The 26,766-nt window shown below is 35.6% G+C and carries 22 protein-coding genes and 4 tRNA genes; 10 read left to right on the top strand and 16 right to left on the bottom strand.

All coding sequences use genetic code 11. From position 1 onward, the window contains the following. Positions 1-78: 78 nt before the first annotated feature. The 8 genes from U9P79_00705 to U9P79_00670 form a co-directional block, all read right to left on the bottom strand. On the bottom strand, positions 79-984 hold the full coding sequence (locus tag U9P79_00705; GenBank protein ID MEA2103150.1) for a prohibitin family protein: 906 nt from the start codon (positions 982-984) through the stop codon (positions 79-81). Positions 985-1,086: 102 nt separating this feature from the next. After that, the gene (locus tag U9P79_00700; protein MEA2103149.1) at positions 1,087-1,485 is read right to left on the bottom strand and encodes a cobalamin B12-binding domain-containing protein; all 399 of its coding nucleotides are present in this window, start codon (positions 1,483-1,485) and stop codon (positions 1,087-1,089) included. A gap of 61 nt (positions 1,486-1,546) precedes the next feature. Then, positions 1,547-3,178, bottom strand: a complete 1,632-nt coding sequence (locus tag U9P79_00695; protein ID MEA2103148.1) for a methylmalonyl-CoA mutase family protein — start codon at positions 3,176-3,178, stop codon at positions 1,547-1,549. 78 nt (positions 3,179-3,256) lie between these two features. Beyond that, positions 3,257-7,177 carry a type IX secretion system sortase PorU gene (porU, locus tag U9P79_00690; GenBank protein ID MEA2103147.1) on the bottom strand — a complete coding sequence of 1,307 codons (3,921 nt, stop codon included), beginning with the start codon at positions 7,175-7,177 and terminating at the stop codon, positions 3,257-3,259. Between the two features lie 84 nt (positions 7,178-7,261). Then, positions 7,262-7,513: a 30S ribosomal protein S20 gene (gene rpsT / locus U9P79_00685; protein MEA2103146.1), complete on the bottom strand. Its 252-nt coding sequence runs from the start codon at positions 7,511-7,513 to the stop codon at positions 7,262-7,264. A 321-nt stretch (positions 7,514-7,834) separates the two neighbouring features. Continuing rightward, positions 7,835-8,788 (bottom strand): hypothetical protein, encoded by a 954-nt coding sequence (locus U9P79_00680; protein MEA2103145.1) that lies wholly within the window; start codon positions 8,786-8,788, stop codon positions 7,835-7,837. Beyond that, a complete protein-coding gene (locus tag U9P79_00675; protein ID MEA2103144.1) occupies positions 8,788-9,399 on the bottom strand; it encodes a CDP-alcohol phosphatidyltransferase family protein in 612 nt (203 codons plus the stop codon). Before U9P79_00675 ends, U9P79_00680 begins: the two co-directional genes overlap by 1 nt. 6 nt (positions 9,400-9,405) lie before the next feature. Then, a complete protein-coding gene (locus U9P79_00670; protein ID MEA2103143.1) occupies positions 9,406-10,236 on the bottom strand; it encodes an NAD(+)/NADH kinase in 831 nt (276 codons plus the stop codon). 223 nt (positions 10,237-10,459) lie between these two features. Between U9P79_00670 and U9P79_00665 the strand changes: the two genes are divergently transcribed. The 10 genes from U9P79_00665 (at position 10,460) to mgtE (ending at position 18,519) form a co-directional block, all read left to right on the top strand. Next, positions 10,460-10,547: transfer RNA gene (locus U9P79_00665), tRNA-Ser, on the top strand. Between the two features lie 68 nt (positions 10,548-10,615). Then, a tRNA-Ser gene (locus U9P79_00660) sits at positions 10,616-10,707 on the top strand. 31 nt (positions 10,708-10,738) lie between these two features. Beyond that, positions 10,739-10,813, top strand: a tRNA-Gln gene (locus U9P79_00655). 303 nt (positions 10,814-11,116) lie between these two features. Beyond that, a tRNA-Gln gene (locus U9P79_00650) sits at positions 11,117-11,190 on the top strand. 24 nt (positions 11,191-11,214) lie between these two features. After that, entirely contained in the window at positions 11,215-12,210 is a 996-nt protein-coding gene (locus U9P79_00645; GenBank protein ID MEA2103142.1) for a sugar ABC transporter permease, read from the top strand. Position 12,211: 1 nt separating this feature from the next. Further along, a complete protein-coding gene (locus tag U9P79_00640) occupies positions 12,212-13,204 on the top strand; it encodes a carbohydrate ABC transporter permease (GenBank protein MEA2103141.1) in 993 nt (330 codons plus the stop codon). A 416-nt stretch (positions 13,205-13,620) separates the two neighbouring features. Next, on the top strand, positions 13,621-14,010 hold the full coding sequence (locus tag U9P79_00635) for a PadR family transcriptional regulator (GenBank protein ID MEA2103140.1): 390 nt from the start codon (positions 13,621-13,623) through the stop codon (positions 14,008-14,010). A gap of 26 nt (positions 14,011-14,036) precedes the next feature. Then, on the top strand, positions 14,037-15,149 hold the full coding sequence (locus U9P79_00630; GenBank protein ID MEA2103139.1) for a nitronate monooxygenase: 1,113 nt from the start codon (positions 14,037-14,039) through the stop codon (positions 15,147-15,149). 96 nt (positions 15,150-15,245) lie between these two features. Next, positions 15,246-16,658 (top strand): 23S rRNA (uracil(1939)-C(5))-methyltransferase RlmD, encoded by a 1,413-nt coding sequence (gene rlmD, locus U9P79_00625; protein ID MEA2103138.1) that lies wholly within the window; start codon positions 15,246-15,248, stop codon positions 16,656-16,658. Between the two features lie 496 nt (positions 16,659-17,154). Then, positions 17,155-18,519, top strand: a complete 1,365-nt coding sequence (mgtE, locus tag U9P79_00620) for a magnesium transporter (GenBank protein MEA2103137.1) — start codon at positions 17,155-17,157, stop codon at positions 18,517-18,519. A 33-nt stretch (positions 18,520-18,552) separates the two neighbouring features. Here the strand turns inward: mgtE and U9P79_00615 are convergent, their stop codons facing one another. The 8 genes from U9P79_00615 to U9P79_00580 form a co-directional block, all read right to left on the bottom strand. Further along, positions 18,553-19,176: a hypothetical protein gene (locus U9P79_00615; protein MEA2103136.1), complete on the bottom strand. Its 624-nt coding sequence runs from the start codon at positions 19,174-19,176 to the stop codon at positions 18,553-18,555. 89 nt (positions 19,177-19,265) lie between these two features. Continuing rightward, complete coding sequence (locus U9P79_00610; protein MEA2103135.1) at positions 19,266-19,751, bottom strand: phosphatidylglycerophosphatase A; 486 nt, start codon at positions 19,749-19,751, stop codon at positions 19,266-19,268. A 2-nt stretch (positions 19,752-19,753) separates the two neighbouring features. Next, complete coding sequence (gene murA / locus U9P79_00605; protein ID MEA2103134.1) at positions 19,754-21,004, bottom strand: UDP-N-acetylglucosamine 1-carboxyvinyltransferase; 1,251 nt, start codon at positions 21,002-21,004, stop codon at positions 19,754-19,756. 10 nt (positions 21,005-21,014) lie between these two features. Further along, a complete protein-coding gene (gene prmC / locus U9P79_00600) occupies positions 21,015-21,908 on the bottom strand; it encodes a peptide chain release factor N(5)-glutamine methyltransferase (GenBank protein ID MEA2103133.1) in 894 nt (297 codons plus the stop codon). Positions 21,909-21,979: 71 nt separating this feature from the next. Continuing rightward, positions 21,980-22,705 (bottom strand): hypothetical protein, encoded by a 726-nt coding sequence (locus U9P79_00595; protein ID MEA2103132.1) that lies wholly within the window; start codon positions 22,703-22,705, stop codon positions 21,980-21,982. A gap of 42 nt (positions 22,706-22,747) precedes the next feature. After that, positions 22,748-23,848: an endonuclease gene (locus U9P79_00590; protein MEA2103131.1), complete on the bottom strand. Its 1,101-nt coding sequence runs from the start codon at positions 23,846-23,848 to the stop codon at positions 22,748-22,750. A 467-nt stretch (positions 23,849-24,315) separates the two neighbouring features. Then, positions 24,316-26,106 carry a T9SS type A sorting domain-containing protein gene (locus U9P79_00585; GenBank protein MEA2103130.1) on the bottom strand — a complete coding sequence of 597 codons (1,791 nt, stop codon included), beginning with the start codon at positions 26,104-26,106 and terminating at the stop codon, positions 24,316-24,318. Positions 26,107-26,315: 209 nt separating this feature from the next. Continuing rightward, positions 26,316-26,766 (bottom strand): transposase (locus tag U9P79_00580; protein ID MEA2103129.1); only part of this gene is annotated, 451 nt, incomplete at its 5' end.

Below are 26,766 nucleotides of genomic sequence, written 5' to 3'. Positions count from 1 at the left end.
ATTTATGTTTTTTGGAACTCAAATAGAAAACTCAAGTCAATCCAACAAAAGGTGAATTGACTCAAGTTTTCTTCTAAATTAATTACCCATATTTGCATTGATAATGGGTGAGATGTCTTCACCGGTTGGAATGAAAATGATGGTGTTGTTTGGACTGCCAATCAATTCTTTCATCATATCAATCCTATACCATTGTAAATATTTTTCGGTAAGTCCTTTAGCGATAGTTTCATTAGCAATTTTGATTCCCTGTGCTTCGATGATTTTTCTCTCCTTTTCTTTCCCTTCTTTTTTGAGGGTATAAACCATTTTTTGGAATTTTTGCTGTTCGGTTTTCTTATCATTTATTGCCTGCTCGATTTGTTTTGGCAAATTAATGTTTCTCAAAAGCAGGTCTTCAACAAAGATTCCCCTTTTATTCAAAGCTGTAAAGGCACGATCTTTCATCTCAAAAGCAATGGAATCTCTTTTGGAAGAATAGATTTCTTCCATTGGGTAGTTACTAATTACTGTTCTAATAGCGGTTTTTAGAGTCGGACGAATAATTTTGGATTCATAATTTACACCAAGCTTTGTGTACACTTCCGGAGCATCTTTGGGGATTAAATGAAAAAGGCAAGTGATGTCCATTGGGAGTAGAATACCATCGGAAGTTAGTGCTTTTATGGCATCATCTCCGGAAACACTTCCCTCGTAGCGACCAGAACTCATTGTGTATTCCTGAGTTCGCACGCTCATATCAACTAAATTTACAAGGGGATTAACAAAATTTAAACCACTATGAAGAACGCGGTTTTGGACTTTACCAAAAAGAACTTGAAGCTTGATGTGACCGGGTTGAACGATTTTAATCGTTTGGGCGAAAATACCTATCAGAATCAGCAGGATAATTGCAAAACGTGCTAATTTTGCTTTGTCATGAAACAAAGGTTTTGCCTGTGTGTACAATGCAATCAGGATTATTATAATTATTATCATACTCATTTTTTTCTCCTTTCCGAGAAATTGGTTGTTGGCGATGTTGTTGTTGTTGTTGTTGTTGAAGGCGAAATTGGCCAATTTCGCCTTTGCCAATTTCGCCTTCGTTTATTTGTTTTTATATTCATTTTCGATAAAATCAACGATTTCTTTTGAGTTTGCTCCTGGAGTGAATATCGCTTTGAATCCGAGTGATTTTAAGCCGGGGATATCACCTTCGGGAATTACACCACCGGCAAATAGGATAATGTCATCAATTTTTTTCTGATTGAGAATATCGGTGATTTTTTTGAAAAGCACATTATGAGCACCGGACAGGATACTCAAACCGAGAAAATCTACATCTTCCTGAATAGCAGCAGCTACGATTTGTTCCGGAGTTTGACGGATACCTGTGTAGATAACTTCATAACCGGCATCTCGCAAAGCACGTGAGATAAACTTTGCCCCTCTGTCATGCCCATCGAGACCGGGTTTTGCGATTAATATTCTAACTTTATTACTCATAATTCTCCTAATTTTTTTAAACAAATTCTATTTTTAAAATAAGTAATCCAAACAAAACCAGCTAACCTTCGGTATATTCTCCGAATTCTTCTCTCAGAACTCCGCAAATTTCACCGAGAGTAATATAATTTTTTACCGCTTCAAGGAAAACCGGCATCATATTTTTGTTGGAGCGAGCGGTTTCGCGAATTTTTTCAAGAGATTCTTTTACTTTGTTTGAATTGCGATTTTTCTTAAGCTCTGCTAATTTTGTGAGTTGTCCTCGTTCAACGTCTTCATCAATTTTTAAAAGGTCTTTGGGAACTTCTTTTTCAATGGTAAACTTATTTACGCCTACGATTATCCGTTCGCCTTTCTCAATCTGTTTTTGGTAGTTGTAAGAACTTTCCTGAATTTGTTTTTGGGGATATCCCATTTCGATTGCATGAACCATTCCGCCCATTTCATCAATTTTTTTGATGTATTGTTTGGCTTCGCTTTCCATTTTTTTCGTCAGCGATTCTACAAAATATGATCCGGCAAGAGGATCAATTGTATTCGCAACGCCACTTTCGTTTGCTACGATTTGCTGGGTTCGGAGTGCGATGCGTACGGAATCTTCGGTCGGTAAAGAAAGAGCTTCATCGCGTGAATTTGTATGCAAAGATTGGGTTCCACCCAAAACCGCAGCGAGAGTTTGGATTGCCACTCGCACGATGTTATTATCCGGCTGTTGGGCGGTGAGTGTAGAGCCACCGGTCTGAGTATGAAAGCGAAGTTTCATTGATTTGGGACTTTTTACTCCAAAGCGTTCTTTCATTATATATGCCCACAGTTTTCTTGCAGCCCGGAATTTAGCGATCTCTTCAAAAAGATCGTTGTGAGCATTAAAGAAAAATGAGATGCGGGGAGCAAAGGAATTTACGTCCAAACCGGCTTTTATTGCGGACTCGATATATGCAATTCCATCTGCTATTGTGAATGCTATTTCTTGAACTGCCGAAGAACCTGCTTCCCGAATATGGTAACCTGAAACCGAAATAGTGTTCCAACCCGGAATATTTTCCGAACAATATTGAAATGTATTCGTGATCAATCTCATTGATGGTTCCGGGGGGAAAATGTAAGTACCTCGAGCCATATATTCCTTAAGAATATCGTTTTGAATTGTCCCTTTCAGTTGTTTCCGGGATACTCCTTGTTTTTCTGCAACTGCAATATACATCGCCAGCAAAATCGCAGCAGGAGCGTTAATTGTCATCGAAGTTGAGACTTTATCTAAAGGAATTCCGTCAAAAAGAGTTTCCATATCTGCGAGAGAATCAATTGCCACACCTACTTTACCGACTTCACCAACGCTCATAGGATCGTCCGAATCCAAACCAATCTGAGTGCAAAGATCGAAAGCAATCGAAAGACCCGTTTGCCCTTGTTCGAGCAAATATTTATATCGTCGGTTTGACTCTTCGGCATTACCAAATCCTGCATATTGACGCATTGTCCAAAATCTACCCCGATACATTGTAGGCTGAACGCCACGAGTATAGGGAAATAATCCCGGATAACCGATTTCAGTTTCAAAATCTATTGCTTGTGTGTCATCGGGAGTATAAAGTCGTTCAATTTTTTCGGAGGAACCTGAAAGAAATTCCTTTTTTCGTTCAGGGAATCGGTCAATTACTTTTTTTACCGATTCTTGATATTCTTTTTTCATAGAAACCTCGTGAAAGATTAGTGTGATGGGGAAAGTGAAAAGTGAAATAAGAATTTACATTTCATCTCTCGCATCGTGTTAGTGATGAATAAAAAGTTTGAAAATTTTAGTTTGCTTTTTTGAATTTATTGAGAATTTATAGAAATAAAGTCCATTTGCCGGGATATCCCCATCCCCATCTTTACCGTCCCAATAAATTTGGTTATAACCTATTACCCCGGTTTGGTTTTTGATTTTTTTTATAAGTTTTCCACTGATCGTAAAAATTGAAATATCTATGTCCACGTTGTCATCTAAATAGAAGGTGAAATAAGTATAATTTTGCATTGGGTTCGGATAATTCAATACGTTTTTTGCAGTAATATCATCGGGGTTTTGGACTTGGAAATTTATCTCAGTGTTTGCAAATTTATTAAAATTGTCAAAGGCTTTTATTTGGAGTGTGTGAGAACCAACCCCGATATTCTCCATCTTGTATTCAAGTTTTCCTGCTGAATAGGAATCTTTATCATAGACAAAGTAATCCGTGATATTTACTTCCGATTGATCGTCTAATTGGTAAAGAATTCTGTGCCCGGGCGAATTTGTAATGTTTATTCCATTGCTGTCCGAGATATTAGCATAAATTATTGGTGAAGAGGAAACAAAATCACCGTCCTGAAAATCATCTTTATCTAATTTACATGAAATAAGGGGAGGTCCATCATTTTCCGCACTGGCAAAACCGTTTATTTTTAGGTTATGATTTTCGGGTTCAAAACGTTTCTGATAATTAAGCATTATATCGTCATTTTCAGAGGCGTTTGCCGAATATGAAAGAATGCGTCCCCATTCGCCCCTCAGAGCATCGTCCGGAACGATAAAATTTAGATTGCTAATGTCTTGTGTAACAGAAACCGGTCCTTTAAAAACCGGTTTTCCTTTAACTCGAAATGACAGTGTGTCCCCACTTGTAAGAGTGTCGGGATTATTATCCAAATTAGTATTTACAATATATTTCATATAATCACTATCAAAGACAACAGAAAAAGTTTCATCATAATCAGTATTATCAGCAATATTTCCAATACACTGAGCAGTCTGACGAGTTTTGATAGAATCAGGAAAATTTTCGGGAATTGTTATTTGACCGGAAATCGGAGGAATTGCAAGTTGAATTGCTGGATCTCCGAATAAAACATATAGGGGATGATTGCGGGAAACGACTGAGCCTGATTTTGCAATTAGTACCCCTTGCCCGATGGTGGCATTGGTGCTTGCATGTAAGGAAAGAAATTTGACAACTTTACGGCAAAAACCATGATTGGTTCCTCTCGTTGCAGCCACAGAGGCTACTGCACCGCCATTTTGGGAACTAACCACCAATTCAGCCATTGATTGAAAGCAGTTCGGATCAAATTCACCCACACTACATGAAGAAGCGATAAAGAAAGTTAATTTATCAATGTTTGTTAATTTTGGAATGTCTCGTGATGCCCGGAAATAATCTTCATCTCCAAGCACATAATATGCTCCATGACCCGCATAAAAATATATGGAAGCTCCGTTGTTGATGTATTTTATTATATCTTTGGTTACTTCCGGTTTATTTAAGGATTCGTCAAAGGGATAATCGCACGAATACAATTTTATCAAGTTAACATATTCTCGAATATAAACCGCACAACTTTCTTCAAGAGTACGGGTATGTATCGGTTCATCCCAGAGATCCCCTTCTTTTAGAAAATCATCAGGATTTAGGATGACATTGCTTCGCCAAAAACCATAGTTTGGATTCATTACATAATTTGTTGTTTTATTCACAACAGTTTCGAGTTCCCGATAGGTTTGGCACGGAAGCCTGCCGATCATCATTTCCGGATGTGTGTTTTGGGTAAACATTCCAAAATAATCATCGGAAGCGCTCGTGTACGTTTCACCCTTTAAAAACGGTGGTATTTTGTTTTTATCACCTGTAATAGATTCATAGTTGCGATAATCATTCGTCCCGTCACCACCGAGAAGAGCATAACTAACAATGTGTGCCGGATCCTGGGAATAGTAATTCTTAGCGTATTTCAAAAACAATTGGATGGCAACTACATCCGGCAATCCCCATGAAAATTCATCATAAATATCGTCTAATTTAACCAAAAGGACTCGCATAGAATCGTGCTGACTGTGCATTGTGGCAATATCTTTTAGTTTTTCAAAAAAATCGTCGGAATTTGGGGAGATGATAATATAATCAATATTCTGCAAAGTATTTGAATCCCGCAACCAACTGTTTTCTTCAAACTCCGAAACAATTCCATTCTCATTATTCCAGGATGAAAGATACACAGACGGTTTGAATTTTTCCACGATCCCATCGGTTGTAATAAATCCGTCTTCTTCAGCAATTAAATATTGAATATCGGTATTTTCGGCATAATCAGAAAATGTTAAAACTTTAGTTGACGAGTTGTAATCGTACTCAGAAATTTTTTCTATATCGTAAAAATTATTAATTTTTAATAATTGCAAATTATCATTATCAACATTCCGGATGTGATAAGTATAAGTTGTACTATCTTCAGGAGGAGAAAATTTTAAGTTATTGTCCAGCAACTTAAGATATTTTTGATATTCAATTTCGATATAATTCAAGCCAAGACGAGCGATACCCGCAGGAGGATGAATTTCTATCCTCAATTGATTTGTCCCGTTTTCAAAAATGTCTCCGCTGAAAATGTGGGTGCCATTGTAAACATTGGATGTGCCAACAAGTTGATTGTTCAGATATACAGCCAAATCATCATTGCTACCGTACGAACTTGAAACAAGATTAACGGAAATTTTTTGATCGTATTCCGAATCCAAATTCTCAACATTAATATTGAATTCTTTAGAGAAATTCACCACGTCTCCGCAATTTGACCATACCCACTTTATCAATTCATACGGTTTTTTATTGGCAATTCTGGTTTTCTCTTCTTCCAAGTGATTTTTAAAGGCGAAAGTATTTATTTCTTCTCGTTTTGAAAATCCGGATGGAAAATGGGGTTTGTGATTTTTGTTTTTTCTTAGAAGAACGGTATTGTAAGTTAACCAATAAATATTATCGGGTGTATATGGATTGAAATATTGCCCATATTCCTGATTCATTTCAAAACCATCTGTATCTCTGGCATAAAAATAAATGGAAAAATCAGAACCATTATCATTAATAAAAACCGGAATTTCTTCAAAAGTCGGAATATCAGTTGGAGCATCTCTATCTAATGAGCGTCCGCTGCCATTAAAGATTTTTATGGATTCTGGATTAAGGTTTGATACATCAATCCCAATTTCAGACAGCTCTGATTTGGTAATTTTGTAAATCCCATCTTGTGAAATAGGGATTTTAAACCATCTATCAGCAATTTCAAATGGATTTTCCGGTTGAGGTCTGGTTTGAGGCACACTCCAATATTTTGCTACGTCAAAGTTTATTATGGAATTTTCGTAAACGCTCCGAAAATATTTATCTGCAAATTCTTTTCTGTAAAAAGTGTTTCCCGTAATATCGAAATTAATATCAAAATTTTCAGTTACTGTAACCATTTGATTTTCAATTTGAAAAGGACATATTGTAACTCGAACAACTCGCTGATTCCTCCATATGAAAGGGTCTGACAAGGTAATCAATTTTGTATTGAGAGATTTGCGGTAAATTTTCGGATTGATCTCAAAAACTGCTCGGTGGGTTTCGTCTGTGTCAGATTCTATGTATTTGGGGCAGGGAGCGAGAGGATATTGTAAATGCTTTTGTACATATCTTTGATTTTCAATTTTATATTTAAGTTGACCCTCTTGCGGAATTCCAACGAGAAAAGAATATAGAGGAATTCTTGCTTCTCCTGAAATATCGGTAAAACTTAGATGTTTGGCATCGATGAAGGAAAATTGATCGGAATTGTGGAGGCTATATTTTCCAAGGGTGAAATTAATGGATAGGTTTGAAGATTGGGAATTTGTTATAAAAATTGGTTTAGCCACAATAGTGGTGACTAAACCAATAAATCCCAAAAATAATGCTAATTGAAATCGTCTAATCAAGATAATACTTAAAGTATATGACTTTTAATAATTGTTATAATATTTTGTTAAACGTGCTTTTTGACGTGCTGCTTTATTCTTATGAATAACATTAGTTTTGGCAGCTTTGTCAACGATCGAATATATTGCAGATAAAAGCTCTTTCATCTTTTCTTTTTCATCAGCTGATTTAAACTTTTTAATCAAAGTTCTAATGCTCTTTTTTAGATAATGATTTCGCTCACGTTTTTTTGCATCAGATCTTATTCTTTTTTCGCATGATTTATGACTTGGCATTATGCTCCTTATAATTTTTTTGATTGATTTGAAAGAACTACTTTCTTCTGTCTGTACATTTTTTGTCAAAGAAATTGAAATAATGGTTTATTCATCCTGATTCACAAAATATTTTTGCAATAATTTTCTAAAAAAGAGAGTGTTCAAAATTATTAGTATAATGCAAATCAATATTTGATATATAATTCTATTTAATCCGAGAATATTTGAAATTCCGGTTTCAAGTGCAGAAAATCCGATTATGAGAAAATAAAATTTATATGCAAAAAATATTTCAAGAAAGATCAAAATAAGTCCTAAAATAATCCAATATAACCACATTTATTTATCTTTTGAATCTGTTTCCGGTTCTTTGCTTTTGTCTTTTCTGATATATTTACGCTTAATTTTTTTTCTACCTGAAGAATAACCACCGTATCCGCCATATCCCCCGTAGCTACTGTATCCACCATAACGAGAACCGTAAGAAGATCCCCCTCCGGAAGTAGTTCGAATACCAAGTATTCTTAACAATTTCGCAAAACCAACCAAAATAAGATAGATCACTATTAACGAAAGGGTGATAAATATCAATGAGATAAAAAAAGTAATGCCAAAGGAATTTATTGCAATTTTGATTATTGATGATTTATAGACTATATTTGACACATCAATTTTTGCCAACATTACACCGGATTTGTTCTTTTTTTGTTGCAGGAGTGACTTTAAATCTTCAATTCGATTTTCCTGATCTTCAATTTGTTGTTGTAATTCTGTAATATCCTGATCTTTATATGAAAGACTTGAACTGGATTTGTTATCTTCCAACATTCTTTTTTTCAATTTTTCTGCAGTTTTAATTCGATCTTCTATATCGGAAATAGTAAGAAAATCCGGAGCTTGGACAAGTTCCTCTGATGTTAAATCATTAGAAGTTAAAAGGGGAGCAAGAATTTCCGAATATTTGTCTTGGGGGATCTCAAGCAATTTGCAAATATTTTTATTGGTTTTTGCGGATGAATAGATTGAGTTCAGGTTATTCTCAATGATAATTTTGTTGATTGTTTGCTTAAAAGATGAGATATCTTGAGTAACAAATTCTAATTCGATTTTTTGATTATATTCATTACTTTCAAATAAAGTCAGAGCTCTTTTCGGGGATTCTGATTTTACGTCTTTAGGTCTAAGAAATGCATCCACGATATTCGATTTGTTGAAAGCAATGATGAGTGAGATGAAAATTGCACCCAGAAGAAGGATATTCTTCATCCTTCTTGAAATACTTAACAATGTCATTATTTCTCCTGATTTTTTATTTTCTTAATAACGTCAACTACGGATTTTGCATAAATCACCGTTGCATTGAACAAAAGCAGAATCCCGATTATCAATGTCAAGTATTGCAAAGAAATATTTGCGAAAATTGTCTGATTGAAGAATCCAATATTCAAAATATACATATACACGGCAAGGCTCAGAAATGTTACGGCAATTTTCCCAAAAATATTAGAACTTGGCACGAGTCGGTAATTTTTCATTAAAATATAACTACCAAGTAAGATGAGAAATTCCAGAAAGATTATACTTATAAATGCCCATAAAGGGAAATCGGAATAAAACATAAGGAAGACGATTATCATAAGGAAAAAAATTTTATCTACAACCGGATCTAATATTCTTCCGAAAGGTGTAGTTTGATTCATTCTTCTTGCTAAGTAGCCATCAGCGATATCTGTAATGCCGGCTAATATTAATAACCAAAAAGCAACCCAATTATGTCCTTTGGTAAAATAAATTAAAATGAATGGTAAAATAATTAGGCGGATAAAAGTTAAAATATTTGGAAGGGTTAAAATATCATCCGAATCATAATTGATCTTTTCATATTCTGAATTTTTTGAATACATAATTTTTTATTCCAGAGTGAATTTTTTTCTCAAGATTCTGAGAAAATTTTTATTTTTAAATTTTATAAAGTAAGATTGATATTTCGATTTTTCTATGTTTATTTTGTCGAGTTGGGATACTCTGCAAGTATTTTCTCCATCAATGCTTAACCAACATTTGACGTTACTCTCCAATTTTATTTCAAAATTTGAATCGGAAGAAAACACAACCGGTTTTGAAAATTGATTATGCGGATTGATTGGAGTAACAATAAAATTTTTACAATCAGGATGTAAGATTGAACCGCCGGCAGAAAGGGAGTAGGCTGTAGAACCGATTGGGGTTGCGATTATTACTCCATCCCCCCGTAACATGTATAAATAATCATTATTTTGATAAATATTTATACCGATTAGTTTCGGGTAGTTACCTTTGGAAAGAACAATATCGTTTATGGCGTAATATTGGTCATTATTTACTTTGCAATAAAGGGCATCTCTTTTTTCAATAGAGTAATTTTTGTGTATGAGTTTATCAATAATTTGAATGAACTCATTTTTATTACACTCGGAAAGGAAACCTAATTTTCCGTAATTGAATCCCAGTAAAGGTATTCCTTCAAAGAGGATTTTTCTGGCTATTGCTAACATTGTACCATCACCACCGAAAACAATTACAGAATCAATTTGCCTTCTGAGAAATTTTTTTACATACGTTATGTTAGAGAATATCGCATCTTTTTGTTCATCTAAGAGAAAAACATTTAAGCCACAATCTCTTAAATATTTTATCTTTTTGGAAATCTTAGACCGATCAGTAAAATGCAAAGGATTATAATAAATTCCTATTGATTTCATAGGAACATATATTTGAATTTACTAGAATTGTGTCAATAAAAATTAGTTTAATGATTTTTTTTAAATTTATTGACATATAATCAACACAGTGCGGATTTTTGCCACAAATTGATTTGGAAAATCAAGTACTTTTACATATCCAATTTCAATAGTATTTAATTTTAATCGTTCTTTAAAATTTCCAGATATGTGTTACGTTTTAAATGATAAACTAAATTTTCTCGGAGGAGTGGTCGAGTGGTTGAAGGCGGCGGTCTTGAAAACCGTTGATGTGCAAGCATCCGTGGGTTCGAATCCTACCTCCTCCGCCATTTGCAATTTTTTAGGCAGTTCACTTTTCTAAATCGGGTGTGTTCACCCTTTGGGAAAATGTATTACGGGAGAGATGACCGAGTGGCTGAAGGTGCGCGCCTGCTAAGCGTGTGTGGGGATAGAACCTCACCCAGGGTTCGAATCCCTGTCTCTCCGCCATTATCTCAGATTTATTTCATTTTTTTTGCACAGGGTCGTCGCCAAGCGGCAAGGCACAGGGTTTTGGTCTCTGCATTCGTAGGTTCGACTCCTACCGACCCTGCCATTTTAATTAGAGTCTGTCCGTAAATTAGGGATTCGACGCAGATGAACACTGAAAAAACCGATTTTCGCAAGATAAAATTTTTTTATAAAAACTGTATTATCAGCGCTTGCCCCGTTGAATGCTTTGTATTTTAATATTCAACAGGGGTTTATCAGCATAATCAGTGTTTATCTGCGTCGAATTACCTTCGGAGAATTATTGCAAAAATGCGAGTTTACAGATGGGCACTAATTGATTCATTTTAAAACGAGTTACACGAATTTTTATAAATTTCTCTTTTGAGGATTTGCCACAATCTTTTACTGGGATGTAGTCTAACGGCAGGACGGCGGATTCTGGTTCCGTAGATGAGGGTTCGATTCCTTCCATCCCAGCCATTTTTTTAAGCACACATAAAATATATGAAAAGCAAAAAAGAATTTTCACCCTTTATTTACATTTTACCAGCTGCAATTATCGTCCTTTTTTTTCGATTTATACCGATAGTTTTATCTTTTATTTTAAGTTTTTTTAATTGGACGATCAGGGGACCTGAAGGATTTATCGCTTTTGAAAACTATATAAAATTATTTAAAGATGCCCAATTTTGGCATTCCCTAATAAACACATTTTATCTTGCTGTTTTTGTTGTACCAATTACACTTATCCTTTCTTTATTTTTCGCAAACCTTTTAAATAAAGTCAAAAAACTTTCTGGCTTTTTTAGAACTACTTATTTTATTCCCACAGTTACTTCACTTGTTGCAATCTCAATTGTATGGAAGTTAATATTTTCACCTCAAAGCGGTTTGATGAATAGTTTTCTGTCCATTTTTGGAATTCACGGGTTGGGTTGGCTTTCGGAGAGTAGAGGTGTTTTTGATCTTTTACTCGGTACGGTTGGCATTAATCTGACCCATTGGTTAAAAATATTGGCAACACAAACCGGGGCAAGTTTTAGTATGTTATACATCATTTTTGGAGGACCATCATTAGCTCTGTTCGCAATTATTATCGTTTGTATTTGGAGAGGTATGGGATACAATACGATCGTTTACCTCGCCGGATTGCAAAATATTCCGGAAATTTATTATGAAGCCGCCGAAATTGATGGAGCAAGTAAATTTAAACAATTTTTTAAAATAACTGTTCCGCTAATTTCCCCCACAACTTTTTATGTGCTGTTGATGACTACGATTACGACTTTTCAGGTATTTAGTCAGGTGTATTTAATGACTGGTCCACCGGTGGGAGGTCCACTCGGAACAACAAAAGTGATTGTTTATTATATTTATGATACAGGATTAGGGGAGGCTATGGATTTAAGCTATGCGAGCACAATTGCTCTCGTTTTGTTTTTCATAATTCTCAGTCTGACTTTACTTCAAAAAAGATTAGAAAAGAAAGTACATTATTAATATGTTCAAAAAAATTTTAGGAAAATCTTTTTCCTATTCGATGTTAATCGTCTGCGGTTTAGTCATGGTTACTCCATTTCTCTGGATGGTAACAACCTCAGTGAAGTCGCAATCAGAAATAAATAAAGGGAGCTCGGGTTTTATTCCTCTGGAAACAGTATCTTATGTCGAGAGGGAAAATGGTGATAAGGAATATATAGAAATTATTGTTGACGAGGGAGAGCTATCAGTCGTAAATATTTATGACAAAACTAGAAAAAATTTTCGAGAATCGTTTGTAAAGGTTCCCACTGCAAAAATCCACACCAAGCGACAATTGAAATTCCATTTTAATAATTTTGCCCAGGCTTTTAATAAAGTCCCATTCGGGAGATATTTTCTTAATACAATTTTCGTTTCTTTCTGTGTGGTTCTCGGAGTTCTACTAACTTCCTCTTTGGCTGCTTATGCCTTTGCCAGGATGAGATTTAAGGGCCGAGATTTCATCTTCTACCTTTTTATCAGCATGATGATGGTTCCGCAACCAATTTATTTGATACCTTCATATTATTTATTAACGAAAATCGGATGGGTAAATACTTACTGGGCTCTGATAATTCCGTGGGTTACGAATATTTTCAGCATTTTTCTACTTCGGCAACAGTTTAAAACTGTTCCCCAAGATCTCTTTGATGCTGCCACGATTGACGGGTGTTCCAGATTTGGAATTCTCTGGCGAATTATCCTGCCAATTTCCAAACCCATTTTAGCCACTACCGCAATTTTTGCTTTCATTGGGAGTTGGAACAGTTTTATGTGGCCTCTTGTAATGACGAGTAGTGATAAAATTCGGGTGCTTCAGGTCGGGCTTTCATATTTTGCTCAGGAATCATCATCCAGCACAGCTTTGCTAATGTCTGCTTCCGCTTTCTCAATAGCCCCGCTCTTGATTCTATTCTTATTTGCCCAGAAGCAGATTATTTCCAGTTTCGTTTCAAGCGGCTTGAAAGGTTAGACCGGTATTGCGAGCTGAAAACCTTGCGAAAGGTCAATTTGGAGGAATTTATGGGTGTTGGTTGGTACTTTTGGGTTATGAGTTATGAGTTGTGGGTTTCCAATTCCATACTTCTGGGTACTACTTTCATAAGTTTGCTTCATATACATTATGATTTGCTTTTTTTGCGACTGCTATATATTTCTTCCTCAATAAAACCCTGAGTATTAAACATATCTTCAAATAATTCATTGTAAGTACATAATTTTTAAAATATAATCATCAATAAAGGGATAATCGCAATTCACTCCGATTTTATATTTACTATAGGGGAATAAGTGTGCCGGTTATTAAAAATATTATTTCAGAAAAAATTGACAATAATTAACCCTTGTTCAGACTATAGTATAAATAACTATAGTTTGTAAGGAGTAAGAATGAAATTGCGGAAAGATCTGGAAAAAACCGTATTGTTGTGGAAAAAAGAATATAAAAAAGGTTTCACTTCATTTATGATTTTGCTCTTGCTAAAAGAGCATTCTATGTATGGTTACGAGATAAAACAACAATTAGGAGAGTTAACAGGTGAGCAGGTTCAGTTTCAAGACAGTGCCGTTTATCATATTCTAAAAAGAATGAATAAAAAGGAATTTGTTACTTTTGAATGGAGAAAGTCCACAAAGGGACCAAAAAGAAAGTATTATGTCATCACAAATACCGGCAAGCAATTGGTGAAAATTTTTGCTGTTGAGTATATTCGCCCTATGAGTAATGCCTTGAACACTTTAATGAAAAAACATTTTCCAGATAATCTAAAAAATATTTAAGGAGTAAAATTGTGATCAAACAAGTTATGCCAAAATTAAGGATTGGAAATTTAGTTGCAGAAAAACCTATTATTCAAGGCGGAATGGGTGTGGGAATTTCCCTGTCTCGTTTAGCAGCAGCAGTTGCCGAACAAGGTGGGATTGGAGTGATTTCATCTGTTGGTTTGGGATTGGTGAAATCAGGTTTTAAAGGTGGTTACAAAAAATCAAACCAAGACGCCCTTCGAGCTGAAATTCGACAAGCTAAAAAAATGACAAATGGGATTCTCGGTTTGAATATCATGGTGGCAGCATCAGATTTTGATGAAATTGTTGAAATAGCATTAGACGAAGAAATTGATATTATTTTTCTTGGGGCTGGTCTTCCCCTGAAACTTCCTAAAAAATTAAATATTAATTATCTAAAAAAAATGAAAACAAAAGTTGGGGTGATAGTTTCATCCGCCAGAGCTACTAATATTATATTTAAGATTTGGGATAAAAAATTTAATTATCTACCGGATGTGGTTGTGATTGAAGGACCCAAAGCAGGTGGGCATCTCGGCTTTAAACTTGATCAAATCGAGAATCCTGAATTCTCTCTTGAAAATATTTTGCCTGCTGTTCGAAATATTGTTGAAATCTACGAAATGAAATGTAACAAAAAAATACCGCTCATTGCAGCAGGTGGAATTTATACAGGAGCGGATATTTTAAAATTTCTTCATCTCGGAGCAAATGGTATTCAAATGGGTACAAGATTTGTAACAACTCATGAGTGTGATGCGGATTACGAATTCAAAAAAGCATATCTTGATTGTACAAAAAAAGATATTGGAATCATTAATAGTCCGGTGGGATTACCTGGTAGAGCAATTATAAATGATTTTTTGAAAGATGTTTTTGCCGGTGTAAAAAAGCCCTATACTTGCCCTTGGAAGTGCTTAAAAACCTGCGATTACAAAAATTCTCCCTACTGCATTGCTCTGGCACTAACGAATGCACAAAAGGGAATACTGAAAAACGGATTTGCTTTTGCCGGTGCAAACGCATATCTCACGGATAAAATTGTCTCGGTTCAGGAGTTGTTCAACAGTTTGAAGGATGAATTCAATAAAGCAGTTTCTGAAATTAAAGTTCCATTGCCACTTTTAGCATAGAAAACTTGAGTTAATCCGCCGACTGGCGGATTGATTTAAATTTTTCGCTTTACAAGCAATTTGAATTTGGGATAAATCAATCAAGAGATATTCGCCATGAACCGACCTGTAAAAAAACGACAAATAGTTGATCTGGAAATCGTAGATCTTGCATACGAGGGAAAAGGAATTGCCCGAATCGGCAAGTATTGTATTTTTGTGAAAGGGGGAATTCCGGGTCAAACCGTGAGAGCTTTTGTTACCAAAGCAAAAATATCTTATGCAGAAGCGAATGTAACAGAGATTTTACAAAAGAGCCCAACTGAAATTGAACCACGTTGCAAATATTTCAAACATTGTGGGGGATGTGTGTACCAAAATCTTCCCTATGATGAGCAACTGTTTTATCTCGAAAAGCAAGTAAAGGACACTTATCAACATTTAGGCGGATTTAGCAAGATCAATTTTCTTCCGATTATCGGAAGTGAAAATATTTATCATTACCGCAACAAAATGGAATTCTCATTCTCCCCATACCGTTGGTTGATGCCGGGCATTGATGAGCATAAAGATGAAAATTTTGCACTCGGCTTGCGTCCGAACAAAAGCTATATGAAAACTATTGATATTGATAAATGCTTCATTGCTCCGCTTGAATCCGAAAAAATTATGTCAATAGTTCGCAAATTCGCAATTGAAAATAATTTGCAACCTCATAATCAAAAGACACATCAGGGTTTTCTGCGTCATCTTATGCTGCGAAAGGGTTATAATACTGACCAAATAATGATAAATATTATAACGAAGAACGATAGACCGGAGTTATTTAATGGGCTTGTGAAGAAGTTGGCAGCATCTTTGCCAAATCTTCCTTCTATTGTTAATGCGGTAACAGACACGCTTTCTGGAACTACAAAGGGCGAGAAATATAATCTGCTTTTCGGAGAAAAATATATCGAAGAAAAATTAGGTAAGTTTCGATTTCGTATTTCAGCAGAGTCATTTTTTCAAACGAATACTTACATGGCTGAGAAATTGTATGAACTCATTAAGAATTTTTCTAACTTGGAAAGAGACAATATTGTGTGGGATTTGTTTTGTGGAGCAGGTAGCATCGCCATTTATTTGGCACCGTTTGTGAAAAAAGTTATTGGTTTTGAGATTGTTCACCAAGCCGTGGAAGATGCAAAAATTAATGCAAAATTGAATGGAATTGAAAATGTGGAATTCATCGAAAGCAATCTGGATAAATATTTTCAGAAAAATACTGAAAAAATTAAAGAATTTCCATCTCCCGATTTGATGATTCTTGATCCACCGAGAGCAGGAATAAATTTTCAGCTTATTCGCGAAATAATTCAAATTGCCCCAAAAGAAATAATTTATGTTTCCTGCAAACCTTCCACTCAAGTACGTGATTTGAAAATTTTTACCGAAAAAGGAAAATATCGCATTGATGCGGTTCAACCTGTAGATATGTTCCCGCATACTGCTCATATTGAGGTTGTAACGAAGCTAGTGAAGAACTAAGGTTTTTTGAAAATAAGTATCGTTCGAGAAGTTGGAAAATCTTGAGTTAAATTCCGTTTTTTTGAACTTGACTTAAGATTTTCCAACTCACAAATATAACGCTAATTAGAGTCTGTCCGTAAAGTAGGGATTCGACGCAGATGAATGTGATAAACAACATCACGCTGAAAAAAAGTGAATTTTCGCAAGATAAAAATTTTTTGTAAAAAGTGTAATATCAGCGTTTATCAGCATAATCAGTGTTTTTCTGCGTCGAATCACATTCGGAGAATCATTGCAAAAATGCGAGTTTACGGCTGGACACTAATTCTGCTTCACGAGAATTAATTTGATAATTTGTTTGAAAAGATTTTAAGGATTCTTGACAATCATTTGATTAAAATAGAAAGGGGAGCAATAAAGAAAATAAATAAGCACAACACTTAAAAAAATGCCATTGAAATATATTTTTCACATAATCAAAATTGTAAATAAATTTATTATTTAAGGACTAATTATGTTAGACAGAGAATTTTCCGTTTTACTTGATGCATTCCGAAGATTGATCAGGCGGAATGCTGTGCCAAACCTCAAAAAAATAATTGTTAAGACGCATCCGGCTGACTTGGCAAGAGTTTTCCGGAATTTTACTCCAGCCGAAAGAGATACTGTTTTTGGATTAATTGATGATCACCGTTATAAAGCAGAATTTCTCACTGAATTAGATGAGCACATATTCATTGAGATTCTATCGAATTTGGAACCTGCCGTAATCGTAACATTGTTAAATGAAATGGCTTTGGACGATCAGGCGGATATTGTTGCTCAACTTCCCGAAGAACTGGAGCATGCTGTATTGGATTTGATGGACAATAAAGAATCCGAAGGATTGGAAGAATTGCTGATGTATCCACCCGAATCTGCAGGTGGAATTATGGCTCCCTTGCCTCTCAAGGTTCGAGAAGACCAAACTGTTCAGGATGCGATTAAGGTTATTCGAGAAGATAAGAAAGCGGAAATGCTTTTTTATATTTACGTTGTTGACGAAGATGATAAATTACGCGGAGTTCTTTCTATACGCCATTTGTTGACTGTGGCTCCCACAACAATGCTCAAAGACATAATGATAAAAAAGGTCATTAGCATTCAGCCGGAGACGGATCAGGAAGAAGTGGCACGAATCACCAGCAGATATGATTTTCTCGCTTTGCCGGTGGTGGATAATGACGGGATTCTGCTCGGAATTGTAACTGTGGATGATATTATTGATGTTATTCGCGAAGAGGCGACTGAGGATTTTCTCCAAATGGCTGGTGTAGGAAAAGATAGAGAAATTCTGCTCAAATCCCCTTTGCAGGCTACTCGTATTCGTTTTCCTTGGTTATTTGCAACTTTTTTCGGCGGATTAATAGTTTCGCTCATTGTAATGAATCATCAGGAATTGATAAATCAATTCATACTTCTCGCTGCATTTATGCCAATTGTTGCAGGAATGGGTGGAAATGTAGGAACACAATCTTCCACGATTGTGGTGCGAGGACTTGCCACCGGAAGAGTTAATGTGAAAGAAATAGGAAAACTCCTTTATGGGCAGGTGATTATCGGGCTTATATTGGGAGTCGTTTATGGTATTCTGATCGGCGTTTTTGCTTTGATATTTTATCATAATCAATTTGATAAAATTTTATATTTTGGGCTTACACTTGGCGTTTCACTTACAATAGCGATGCTAATTGCTGCCACCACAGGGACGCTTATCCCTCTAATTCTAAATAGATTTAATATTGATCCGGCTGTGGCTACAGGTCCCATTGTAACCACCACTTCGGATATTATCGGCGTGTTTGTTTATCTGACCACAGCTACGATAATGCTCATGTGATTTTTTGATTTAACAGGAAATAATAAAATTCGATCAGAAATTATACGAAATGCCTAATCCTCCAAAAAACCAGACACCTCTAAGAAGAATAGAAGTAGTCATCCCAAATAATGGTCTTATGGAATATTTAGCAAAGTCAGTGCTGAAAGCCGGGCAAAAATTCAAATAAATATCACCAATCCATAAACCCGAAATATCATTATGAACAAAAATATCAATCGGAAAATTTACAGATAAACTTGTTTCTAAATATTTGTTTGAAAAGAAAGTATAATTTAAACTAGGGGAATATTCGAACATACAAATGCTTAGTTTTTCTAGAGAAAAAGTCCCAATGTAAATTCCCCAGAAATCTGAGTAAGCAAGTTTGTCTTTTATCAGTGATTTTTTCCCGCCAATTGCTAGATAGTGTAAATGAGTTCCACCTATTTTTTCGTAACGAAATAATAGATTTTTTTTGGCATTAAGTCCATAATTTACGATGAAACCGAAATTTGGATATTGGGGGAAATAAGGTTTATTTACGGTATAAATTGGGGTTATTTCAAGAGCTTTCGGGGGAAGCAATTTTGTACTTTGGAATGTAGCCGGAGTATAACATCCCTGTAAAAAGATTACTGCCAAAAAAAAACTTATTAAAAGAATTTTCTTTTTCATCCGGTCTCCTTTAATTTTATGGTAATCTTGATTACCCAATAAATTTTTTAAATGCTAATTCTTTCTCCGGACGGAATAGGCAATTTCTATCAAAAAAATTGTGGAAAAACAATTAACAAAATTTGAAGACAAATATTTGCATAAATTCCGGCAAGCAGATCGTCACAAATAACTCCCCAGCCGTGCGGAAGAGATTGGAGTTCGTTTATAAATGGTGGTTTGGCTATATCAAAAATGCGGAAAAATATAAAAGCATAAATTGCAACCATCAGGGAATGCGGTAAAAAAAGTACAGCAACAAAATATCCCAGAACTTCATCAATTACGATTTTATGGCTGTCATGCCCGAGTTCTTTTTCAGCAGATTTTATTATTGGAATGAAGATCAATGAAACGATAATTATTCCGGCAATTACAATTAAATTCGGATAGAGATTAATTATTTCCGCTCTTGAAAGAAATCCAAAGCAAAAATAATAAAGGATGGCTGCAAAAAAACTGGCAACAGTTCCGGAAGCAAAAGGAAAATATCCGATGAAACCAACGGAAACGAGCAGGTTGCGTATAAATTTCATGATTATTGCACTCGCTTAATATTTGCGCCGAGATTTGTTAATTTATTCTCAAAATTCTCATAACCTCGATCAAGATGATAAATTCTGCTAACTTCTGTTTCTCCACTTGAAACCAATGCTGCCAAAACCAGAGCAGCTGCAGCTCGAATATCCGATGCCATAAGCGGTGCACCGGAGAGCTTATTCCCCCCACGAATAATAATCTCATTTCCGCTCAGTTTTATATCTGCTCCGAGTCTTTGCAATTCGGTTGTGTACATAAATCTGTCGGGAAAAATAGTTTCATAGATGGAACTTTTCCCTGAAATTGTAGAAAGAAGAGCAGCAAATTGTGGTTGAAGATCTGTGGGGAAACCCGGATATGGATTTGTGGTAATTTCCAAAGAGGATTTATCTCCTTTACTACTCAAACTTATAGAGTCTTTTGTTGTCGTGATTTGAAATCCAGCATTTTCAAATTTTTCCAGAACAATTCCCAAATGATCCGGATTGCAGTTTTCCACTGTTATCGAACCACGCGTGATTGCTGCCGCAATTAGAAGACTGCCTGTTTCGATTCTATCGGGGATCAATGTAGTTTTCATCGGATACAATTTTTCTACTCCCTGAATTTCGAGAATTTCTGTTCCAAGTCCTGTGATATTCGCTCCCATAGAGTTGAGCACTTTTGCCAATGAGGTGATTTCCGGCTCGCAGGCAGCATTTTGGAGAAGGGTTTTCCCTTGGGCAGTTACTGCTGCCATTAGCACGTTTGCAGTTGCACCTACGCTTTTTGTTTCAAAAAAAATATTTGCACCGATCAATTTTTCGGTTTTCCCACAAATATAACCATGCTTCACTTCAAATTTCGCGCCCAATTTTTCAAAAGCCTTTAAGTGAAGATCAATTGGCCTTGCTCCGAGAGCACATCCACCCGGAAAAGAAACTTTTGCTTCACCCTTTCGAGCCAATAGGGGACCTAGCACGTAAATAGATGCTCGCATGGTTTTGACAAGATCGTAGGGTGCGGAATGGTTGTCGCAACCGTTTGTAATAATTTTTAGAGTGTTGTTTTCAAAATTTACTTGTGCTCCAATAATTCGGAGCAGCTTTGCCATTGTGCGAATATCAATCAGATCAGGAACATTTTTTATGATATGTTTGCCGGACGCAAGAATCGTGGCAGCCATTATTGGCAAACCCGCATTTTTTGCTCCACTTGCAGTGATAGTTCCTTTGATTTTTTGAATACCTTTGATTAAAAATTTGTCCATTGTAAAATAATTATCCTTTTTTTATTGTTAGAACTCGATCGAGTTCATTAAAATCCTGTTTGGTTCGTGTTATTTTGAAATTAGTTTCAATTGCGATTTTTAATATATCGTTTTTCTGATTTGCGCCTATTTCAAAAAAGATTGTCCCGCTTTTATTGAGAAATTTTGAAGCATCATTTAAAATTCCGGAATAAATTTCTAAGCCCATTTTCCCACCGTTTAAAGCGATTCGAGGTTCATAATCTTTTACTTCGTTTTGAAGATTTTCAATATCTTCGGGAGAAATATAGGGGGGATTTGAAATTATAATATCGAATTTATCAAAAATGTTTTGAAAAAGGTCGGATGGAATAAAGTCTATATTATTGATCTTATGAAGATTCAGGTTTGCTTTAAAATTTTCCGGTACATCTTTGGAAATATCTGTGGCAGTTATGGAAACTGTAATTGGAGAATTTTGAAAATGCTTATATAATGAAATCGGGATGATGCCGGTTCCGGTTCCAATCTCAAGTATTTTCCATTCGGTCCGATCACTCTTTTCAATGTGTTCGATAACTTCATCAAGCAGCAGTTCTGTTTCCGGACGAGGAATAAAAACCGATTCGTTTACGATAAATTTATGTCCGTAAAATTCTGTTTCACCCAGTAAATATTGCAAAGGATAAAAATTAGCACGCTTTTTTATCAATTGTTTTGCTTCTGAAAGTTCGTGTGATGTGAGTGGCATATCAAAACCCAAATATAAATCCAATCGCGTTTTATTCAAAACTTTTGCCAGAATGCATTCTGAGTTGAACTTGGGAGATTCGATTCCTTTCTCTCGGAAATAAGAGGAAGTCCATAAAAGAACTTTTTTAATAGTCCAGACTTGATTTTCTTGTTTGTTCACTAATTTTGTCATTATGTAAGAAATTCAAATTTGGTGATTTGTTGTCAAAGTTTTTGACAGAACCCGGATAACTTGCTTACAACTTAGCACTTATGCAAAATCCACACATTCGGTTCAATATATTTACCCAGATTTTTTTGCAGATCAACTTTAACCGGATTTAATGCTCCCTGAATAATGTAATCACCATTATCCCCCAAATGCATACCTGTCCAATCTTCCCACTCGGAAACAGTTCCCTTAACAATCATAGATCTGTTAGCAACTTTTAGAATTTTTCCTCCGATTTTAACATGAACTCTGATCCATGGATCAAAAGGTAAACCATCACATTCCCAGCGAATATATTTTTCCAGTGGAATTAAAGGATATTGTGATTTTAAAATTGGTCGTACCGGTAAAACAAGATTAGTAAATCCATTTCTGTGAGCCAGTTTTTTGAATTCATCTATTATTTTATAACTGATTCCTCTGCCTGAATATTTTTTTGAAATAACTGCAGCCAATCCACATAATGTATTTTCTCTTTTATTTGATGTAAAAATATTTTCCAAGACTTCATCAAACCCGAGTCGAAAATCAAGAATATTGTTCTCAATATAAATTGGAGCAGTATTGCCGACTCCTACGTATTCATTGCCGATTTTGAACAATAATTGATATTTAGGAAATTTTTTATAGAGCCTTCTCCAATATTTTTTCACGATTGCATCATGATTTAAAAATATTGGCCAGGGATCTTCATGAAGCCGATTTATCTCATTTACTAAATTGGGATCTTCTGATAAGTTGCGAATTATTATTTCCATTTGGTTTTTTATATTTAATACGGGAGGGGAATAAAAATAATTTTATTTAATCAACAAAATTTTTCTCACGGTATGTTTATCATCATTCAGTTGAAATTTTATAAAATACACACCCGAAGTTACGGATCTATTTTTGCCATTGCGTCCATTCCAATTAAATATGTGTTGAGTGGAACTTGCGTTTTGTATGTTCATTGTAAAAATTTTCTCACCTTTTACATTAAAAATACTAATGACAATATTTTGAATTTGTTGAGTTGTGGAAAATGAGATATTTAGGTAATTTGATTCGGATATATTAAAGGGATTTGGGAAAATTTTTATCTGCAATTTTTCTGTATAATTTTCATCAATTGTCGCATAATTCCAGATCAAATCCGCAAATTCCGGGTGGTCAATAAATGGATTTCTGTTTTCTTGCCAGTTTTCATAGATTTTATCATTTCGACTTTCCTCCCATTCATCCACGGGATCGTCTGTATGCCATTGCAGAAGAGTGGATATTCTTGCATGATATGGTTCACCATTGGGGGACGAGGGTATGTAATCCACCATTTCCAAATCAGGCTCACCATTATCTCCCTCGTAACGGACAGCCATATAAAAGATCATTCGAGCCACATCTCCTTTTACGTTATCCAAAGGTTCGAAAGTTTCATCGGTTCTATATCCACCGAGAGTTGAACCGTTATACGTATAAACAGGGGAACCGCCGAGATCGAAATCTTTATTCCCACGCATCGAATTGATGTAAACATTTGTCGGTCTTATATGATGAGCATCAGTTCCGGCAGGGGGAGAAGTGCCGAAATCACCGTGAGATTTCGCCCAAACGTGCTCACGATTCCATTCGTCAACCATTCCGCCAAATTCCGATTTTGGGATGGAAATGCCGGTGTAAAGCAAAATCACATTATTTGAATTATTCGGATCTTCGTCAGTATTCGGTAAAATGTAATCTCGAAGGGCGTTATAACTGAACTCAATATGATCATCAATAATATTGTGCAAAGTCTGTTTCAGTTCATCTCCGGTCAGTCCTTCTGTACCGTCATAATAATCTGCAAAGCATCCGATCGGTAAACTGAGGAGAATCAGGATTGATAAAAATGCTAAAATATTTGAAGTATTAATTTTTTTCATAATAAAATATTTTTTACCTCGAAATACACGGAAAAACACTAAAGACAGAACTTAAAATCCCAATCTCTAAGCCAACGCCGCCAGCTGGTGGATTCATTCTCCTTTTAAACTCGGCGAATAGACGGTTGAGAAACGAATCATCTGTCGGGATATGTGTGTATTTCATATTAAAAAAGATAGCCTTACACAATTTTGCGTAAGGCTATCGTAATCTCCTAACAAAGTGTGCATCCGTCAGCCGGTGGATGATTCGACGCAGAAAAACCCCAAGTGGAATATAAATGCAAAAACATTCCACAGGGCAAGCACTGATTCGGCAGATAAACCCCTGTTGAATATTAAAACACAAAGCATTCAACGGGGATACTACTTTTTTTGTAATTAAATTTTTATCTGCGTAAATCAATTTTTTCAGCGATCATCTGCGTCCAATCTATACTTAACGGATAGACTCTAAATAGTCTTTCCTAACGCATAAGAATCATTTTGCTTTGAAATGTTTTTTGTGCTGTTTCAATTTTATAGAAATAAATTCCATTCTTAACAGGATTGCCATTCTCATTTTCTGCATTCCAGTCCGCTGCAAAAAAGTTTTCGTAAACATTTTCAGTATCAAGAGTTTTCACGAGTTGCCCTTGCAAATTATAAATTTTAATCTGGGGATTAATGTTTGCCGGTTGCGAGAGATTAAAGGAAATGGTTGTAAGATCGTGGATAGGATTCGGATAATTTTGTAAGAGAATATCGTTGTTTCCAATCTTATTTTCTCCAATACTATTTCCTGTGATAAGAATATCCAAAGAATCTCGCGGATTGATTCCATAATTTTCGTATGAAAAATCACATACTCCGGTTATTCTAATTGACTGTCCGGTGGCAATTACTTGATCAAGAATTGTCCCGCTGCTTGAGAAATTGTAATCAACATTATCACCAATAACAAAGGTTGTTTCCCAATCATCATCAGAACCAATGTATGTAAGATTTGTGTCCGTAGGAGTTGCCACAAAAACGTTTTCGATACGGATCAATTGACCTTCCCATTGCTCGGCAGGATTAGTGTTTTCCGGGATTTCTATATCAATTTGTAATCCTGGAATAGTGGAAGGAATCGGAGCACTTCCGGTAGTGGAAGAGATCAATGCAGGATTTTTTATTTCTGTCAAACCATAATATTCATCTCTGGAACCAGCAAAAACAATCGCATCTGAAAGGGAAACTACACTTGGAAAGTTCATATCAAAAATCATAGATCCATTATATGGACCGGGCATCTCACTTACCCAAACATTGTTATATCCGTCGTTCGCAGAAACTGTTGCAGAAAATGTGGCGGTTATACCATCTTCAATTGTCCCCGGGGGATTCAAGGTGTTTGTAACAGAAATTGGCAGAATCCCGGCATATAGATCTGCATTGGAAGGATTTTCACTATCTGTAATCGTGTCAACCGTAAGGTCTCCAACCATAGTTGCAGATGGATCTGTAAGATGAACGAGTTTTGCGTCATTGCCATCAATAGTAGCGGTTCCAAAAGTAATATCCGCTGTTCCGCTAAGAGCATAACTTGCTGGAGAAACCGTTTCCAGATCAAGATCGTAGTAAAGGAGCAATTCGGAACCGGAAGCACAATATGCTTCTTGGATAGTAGGATTGGAAGCCACGCCAATGCAATGGATGACAGCATCATCGTTACTTATCGTAATTTCGGTCATATCAACATAAATCACGTTTGCACCTGCACCGCTATAAATTCGTGATTCAAGCACAAATCCATCATGGTCTGTCCCGGCTTCAAATGTCCAAGAAAATGAAAGTTGTGACCAGCCTTCAGTAGAATAAGTATCGTTTCCGCCTGCGCTGCCGGCATAAGAAGTAATGTCTTCCGGATCAGAAGTATAATGACCCCAAATTCTTCCTTTTGGATAATCGCCAACCGGAGTGCTATCATACACCCAGAAACTTGCATCGATCACATCACCATCAGATAAACCGGTAATCCACCAGATATAAACTTGTGGCGTTCCACCAATTGGTTCTTCAGTATATTTCAAGCTGTGAGTTTCGTCGTAAGCTTGTTCAGTGCTATTTTCCAGAACAGCATTTCCATAAAAACCAAGACTTACACCGCCATCTTCCCAACTGTAAGTATCAGACTGTTCTGCTAAGCAGAGATTAAATAGGATAAATATCATAGCAGCTGAAATTGCCAAAATTTTTACCCAACCGTTTTGAGAACTTTGCACGTTTTTCATCATATTTCCTCCGAAATATTTATTTTTTGTTTTTCTTCTTCTAAAGAATTTTATTCGGCAAAATCTGTCAATCATTTCAGACATTTTTTTTAACAAGCACAAATAAAAATAATAATTATGAATTATGAATTGTTCAATCGCTTTTCAATCCTTGCCTGCACGGGCGAAGTTCTTTTTCTATAACGAAGCCTTGGTTTAATGGATGCAGGGAATTAAAGAACAAAAGGAGAATGATGAAGATTGAATTTAGAGAATTTCATCCCCCGAAGGCGACGTTGGCCAACGTCGCCTTCGGGGGATAAAATTCCGACATCGTTTTCGGTGGAGGGAATTTGCACATCGTTTTCGGGGGATGAGATTCCGACGTCATTTTCGGTGGATGGAATTCCAATGTCATTTTCGGTGGGATTGATCATTTTTTCCAAATCAATTTTGTTATATCCCAAAATAATGTTTATATTCCGTGATGTATGTCTTTTGATAAAATGCATAATTTGAGAATAATTTGCAATTTTATTTTTAGGTTTGATTAAAAGATGAAAATGATCATAATTCAAACAAAAAGCAAAAAGGCTGAATTGTTTCATCTCTTTTGCCAATCTCAATTCCTCTCTCCAAAATTCACAAAGAATATTCTCTTTGAAAAATGCAATCTTATTTTTC

It is taken from the genome of Candidatus Cloacimonadota bacterium, assembly GCA_034661015.1.
Taxonomy (GTDB): domain Bacteria; phylum Cloacimonadota; class Cloacimonadia; order JGIOTU-2; family JGIOTU-2; genus JAYEKN01.
This window is presented reverse-complemented; position numbering and strand designations above follow the sequence as displayed.

What these genes read in the sequence shown, in the direction of transcription:
- U9P79_00705 (MEA2103150.1), bottom strand. Translation starts at nt 984, where the DNA reads ATGAGTATGATAATAATTATAATAATCCTGATTGCATTGTACACACAG.
- U9P79_00700 (MEA2103149.1), bottom strand. Translation starts at nt 1,485, where the DNA reads ATGAGTAATAAAGTTAGAATATTAATCGCAAAACCCGGTCTCGATGGG.
- U9P79_00695 (MEA2103148.1), bottom strand. Translation starts at nt 3,178, where the DNA reads ATGAAAAAAGAATATCAAGAATCGGTAAAAAAAGTAATTGACCGATTC.
- rpsT (MEA2103146.1), bottom strand. Translation starts at nt 7,513, where the DNA reads ATGCCAAGTCATAAATCATGCGAAAAAAGAATAAGATCTGATGCAAAA.
- U9P79_00680 (MEA2103145.1), bottom strand. Translation starts at nt 8,788, where the DNA reads ATGACATTGTTAAGTATTTCAAGAAGGATGAAGAATATCCTTCTTCTG.
- U9P79_00675 (MEA2103144.1), bottom strand. Translation starts at nt 9,399, where the DNA reads ATGTATTCAAAAAATTCAGAATATGAAAAGATCAATTATGATTCGGAT.
- U9P79_00670 (MEA2103143.1), bottom strand. Translation starts at nt 10,236, where the DNA reads ATGAAATCAATAGGAATTTATTATAATCCTTTGCATTTTACTGATCGG.
- U9P79_00645 (MEA2103142.1), top strand. Translation starts at nt 11,215, where the DNA reads ATGAAAAGCAAAAAAGAATTTTCACCCTTTATTTACATTTTACCAGCT.
- U9P79_00640 (MEA2103141.1), top strand. Translation starts at nt 12,212, where the DNA reads ATGTTCAAAAAAATTTTAGGAAAATCTTTTTCCTATTCGATGTTAATC.
- U9P79_00635 (MEA2103140.1), top strand. Translation starts at nt 13,621, where the DNA reads ATGAAATTGCGGAAAGATCTGGAAAAAACCGTATTGTTGTGGAAAAAA.
- U9P79_00630 (MEA2103139.1), top strand. Translation starts at nt 14,037, where the DNA reads ATGCCAAAATTAAGGATTGGAAATTTAGTTGCAGAAAAACCTATTATT.
- rlmD (MEA2103138.1), top strand. Translation starts at nt 15,246, where the DNA reads ATGAACCGACCTGTAAAAAAACGACAAATAGTTGATCTGGAAATCGTA.
- mgtE (MEA2103137.1), top strand. Translation starts at nt 17,155, where the DNA reads ATGTTAGACAGAGAATTTTCCGTTTTACTTGATGCATTCCGAAGATTG.
- U9P79_00615 (MEA2103136.1), bottom strand. Translation starts at nt 19,176, where the DNA reads ATGAAAAAGAAAATTCTTTTAATAAGTTTTTTTTTGGCAGTAATCTTT.
- U9P79_00610 (MEA2103135.1), bottom strand. Translation starts at nt 19,751, where the DNA reads ATGAAATTTATACGCAACCTGCTCGTTTCCGTTGGTTTCATCGGATAT.
- murA (MEA2103134.1), bottom strand. Translation starts at nt 21,004, where the DNA reads ATGGACAAATTTTTAATCAAAGGTATTCAAAAAATCAAAGGAACTATC.
- prmC (MEA2103133.1), bottom strand. Translation starts at nt 21,908, where the DNA reads ATGACAAAATTAGTGAACAAACAAGAAAATCAAGTCTGGACTATTAAA.
- U9P79_00595 (MEA2103132.1), bottom strand. Translation starts at nt 22,705, where the DNA reads ATGGAAATAATAATTCGCAACTTATCAGAAGATCCCAATTTAGTAAAT.
- U9P79_00590 (MEA2103131.1), bottom strand. Translation starts at nt 23,848, where the DNA reads ATGAAAAAAATTAATACTTCAAATATTTTAGCATTTTTATCAATCCTG.
- U9P79_00585 (MEA2103130.1), bottom strand. Translation starts at nt 26,106, where the DNA reads ATGATGAAAAACGTGCAAAGTTCTCAAAACGGTTGGGTAAAAATTTTG.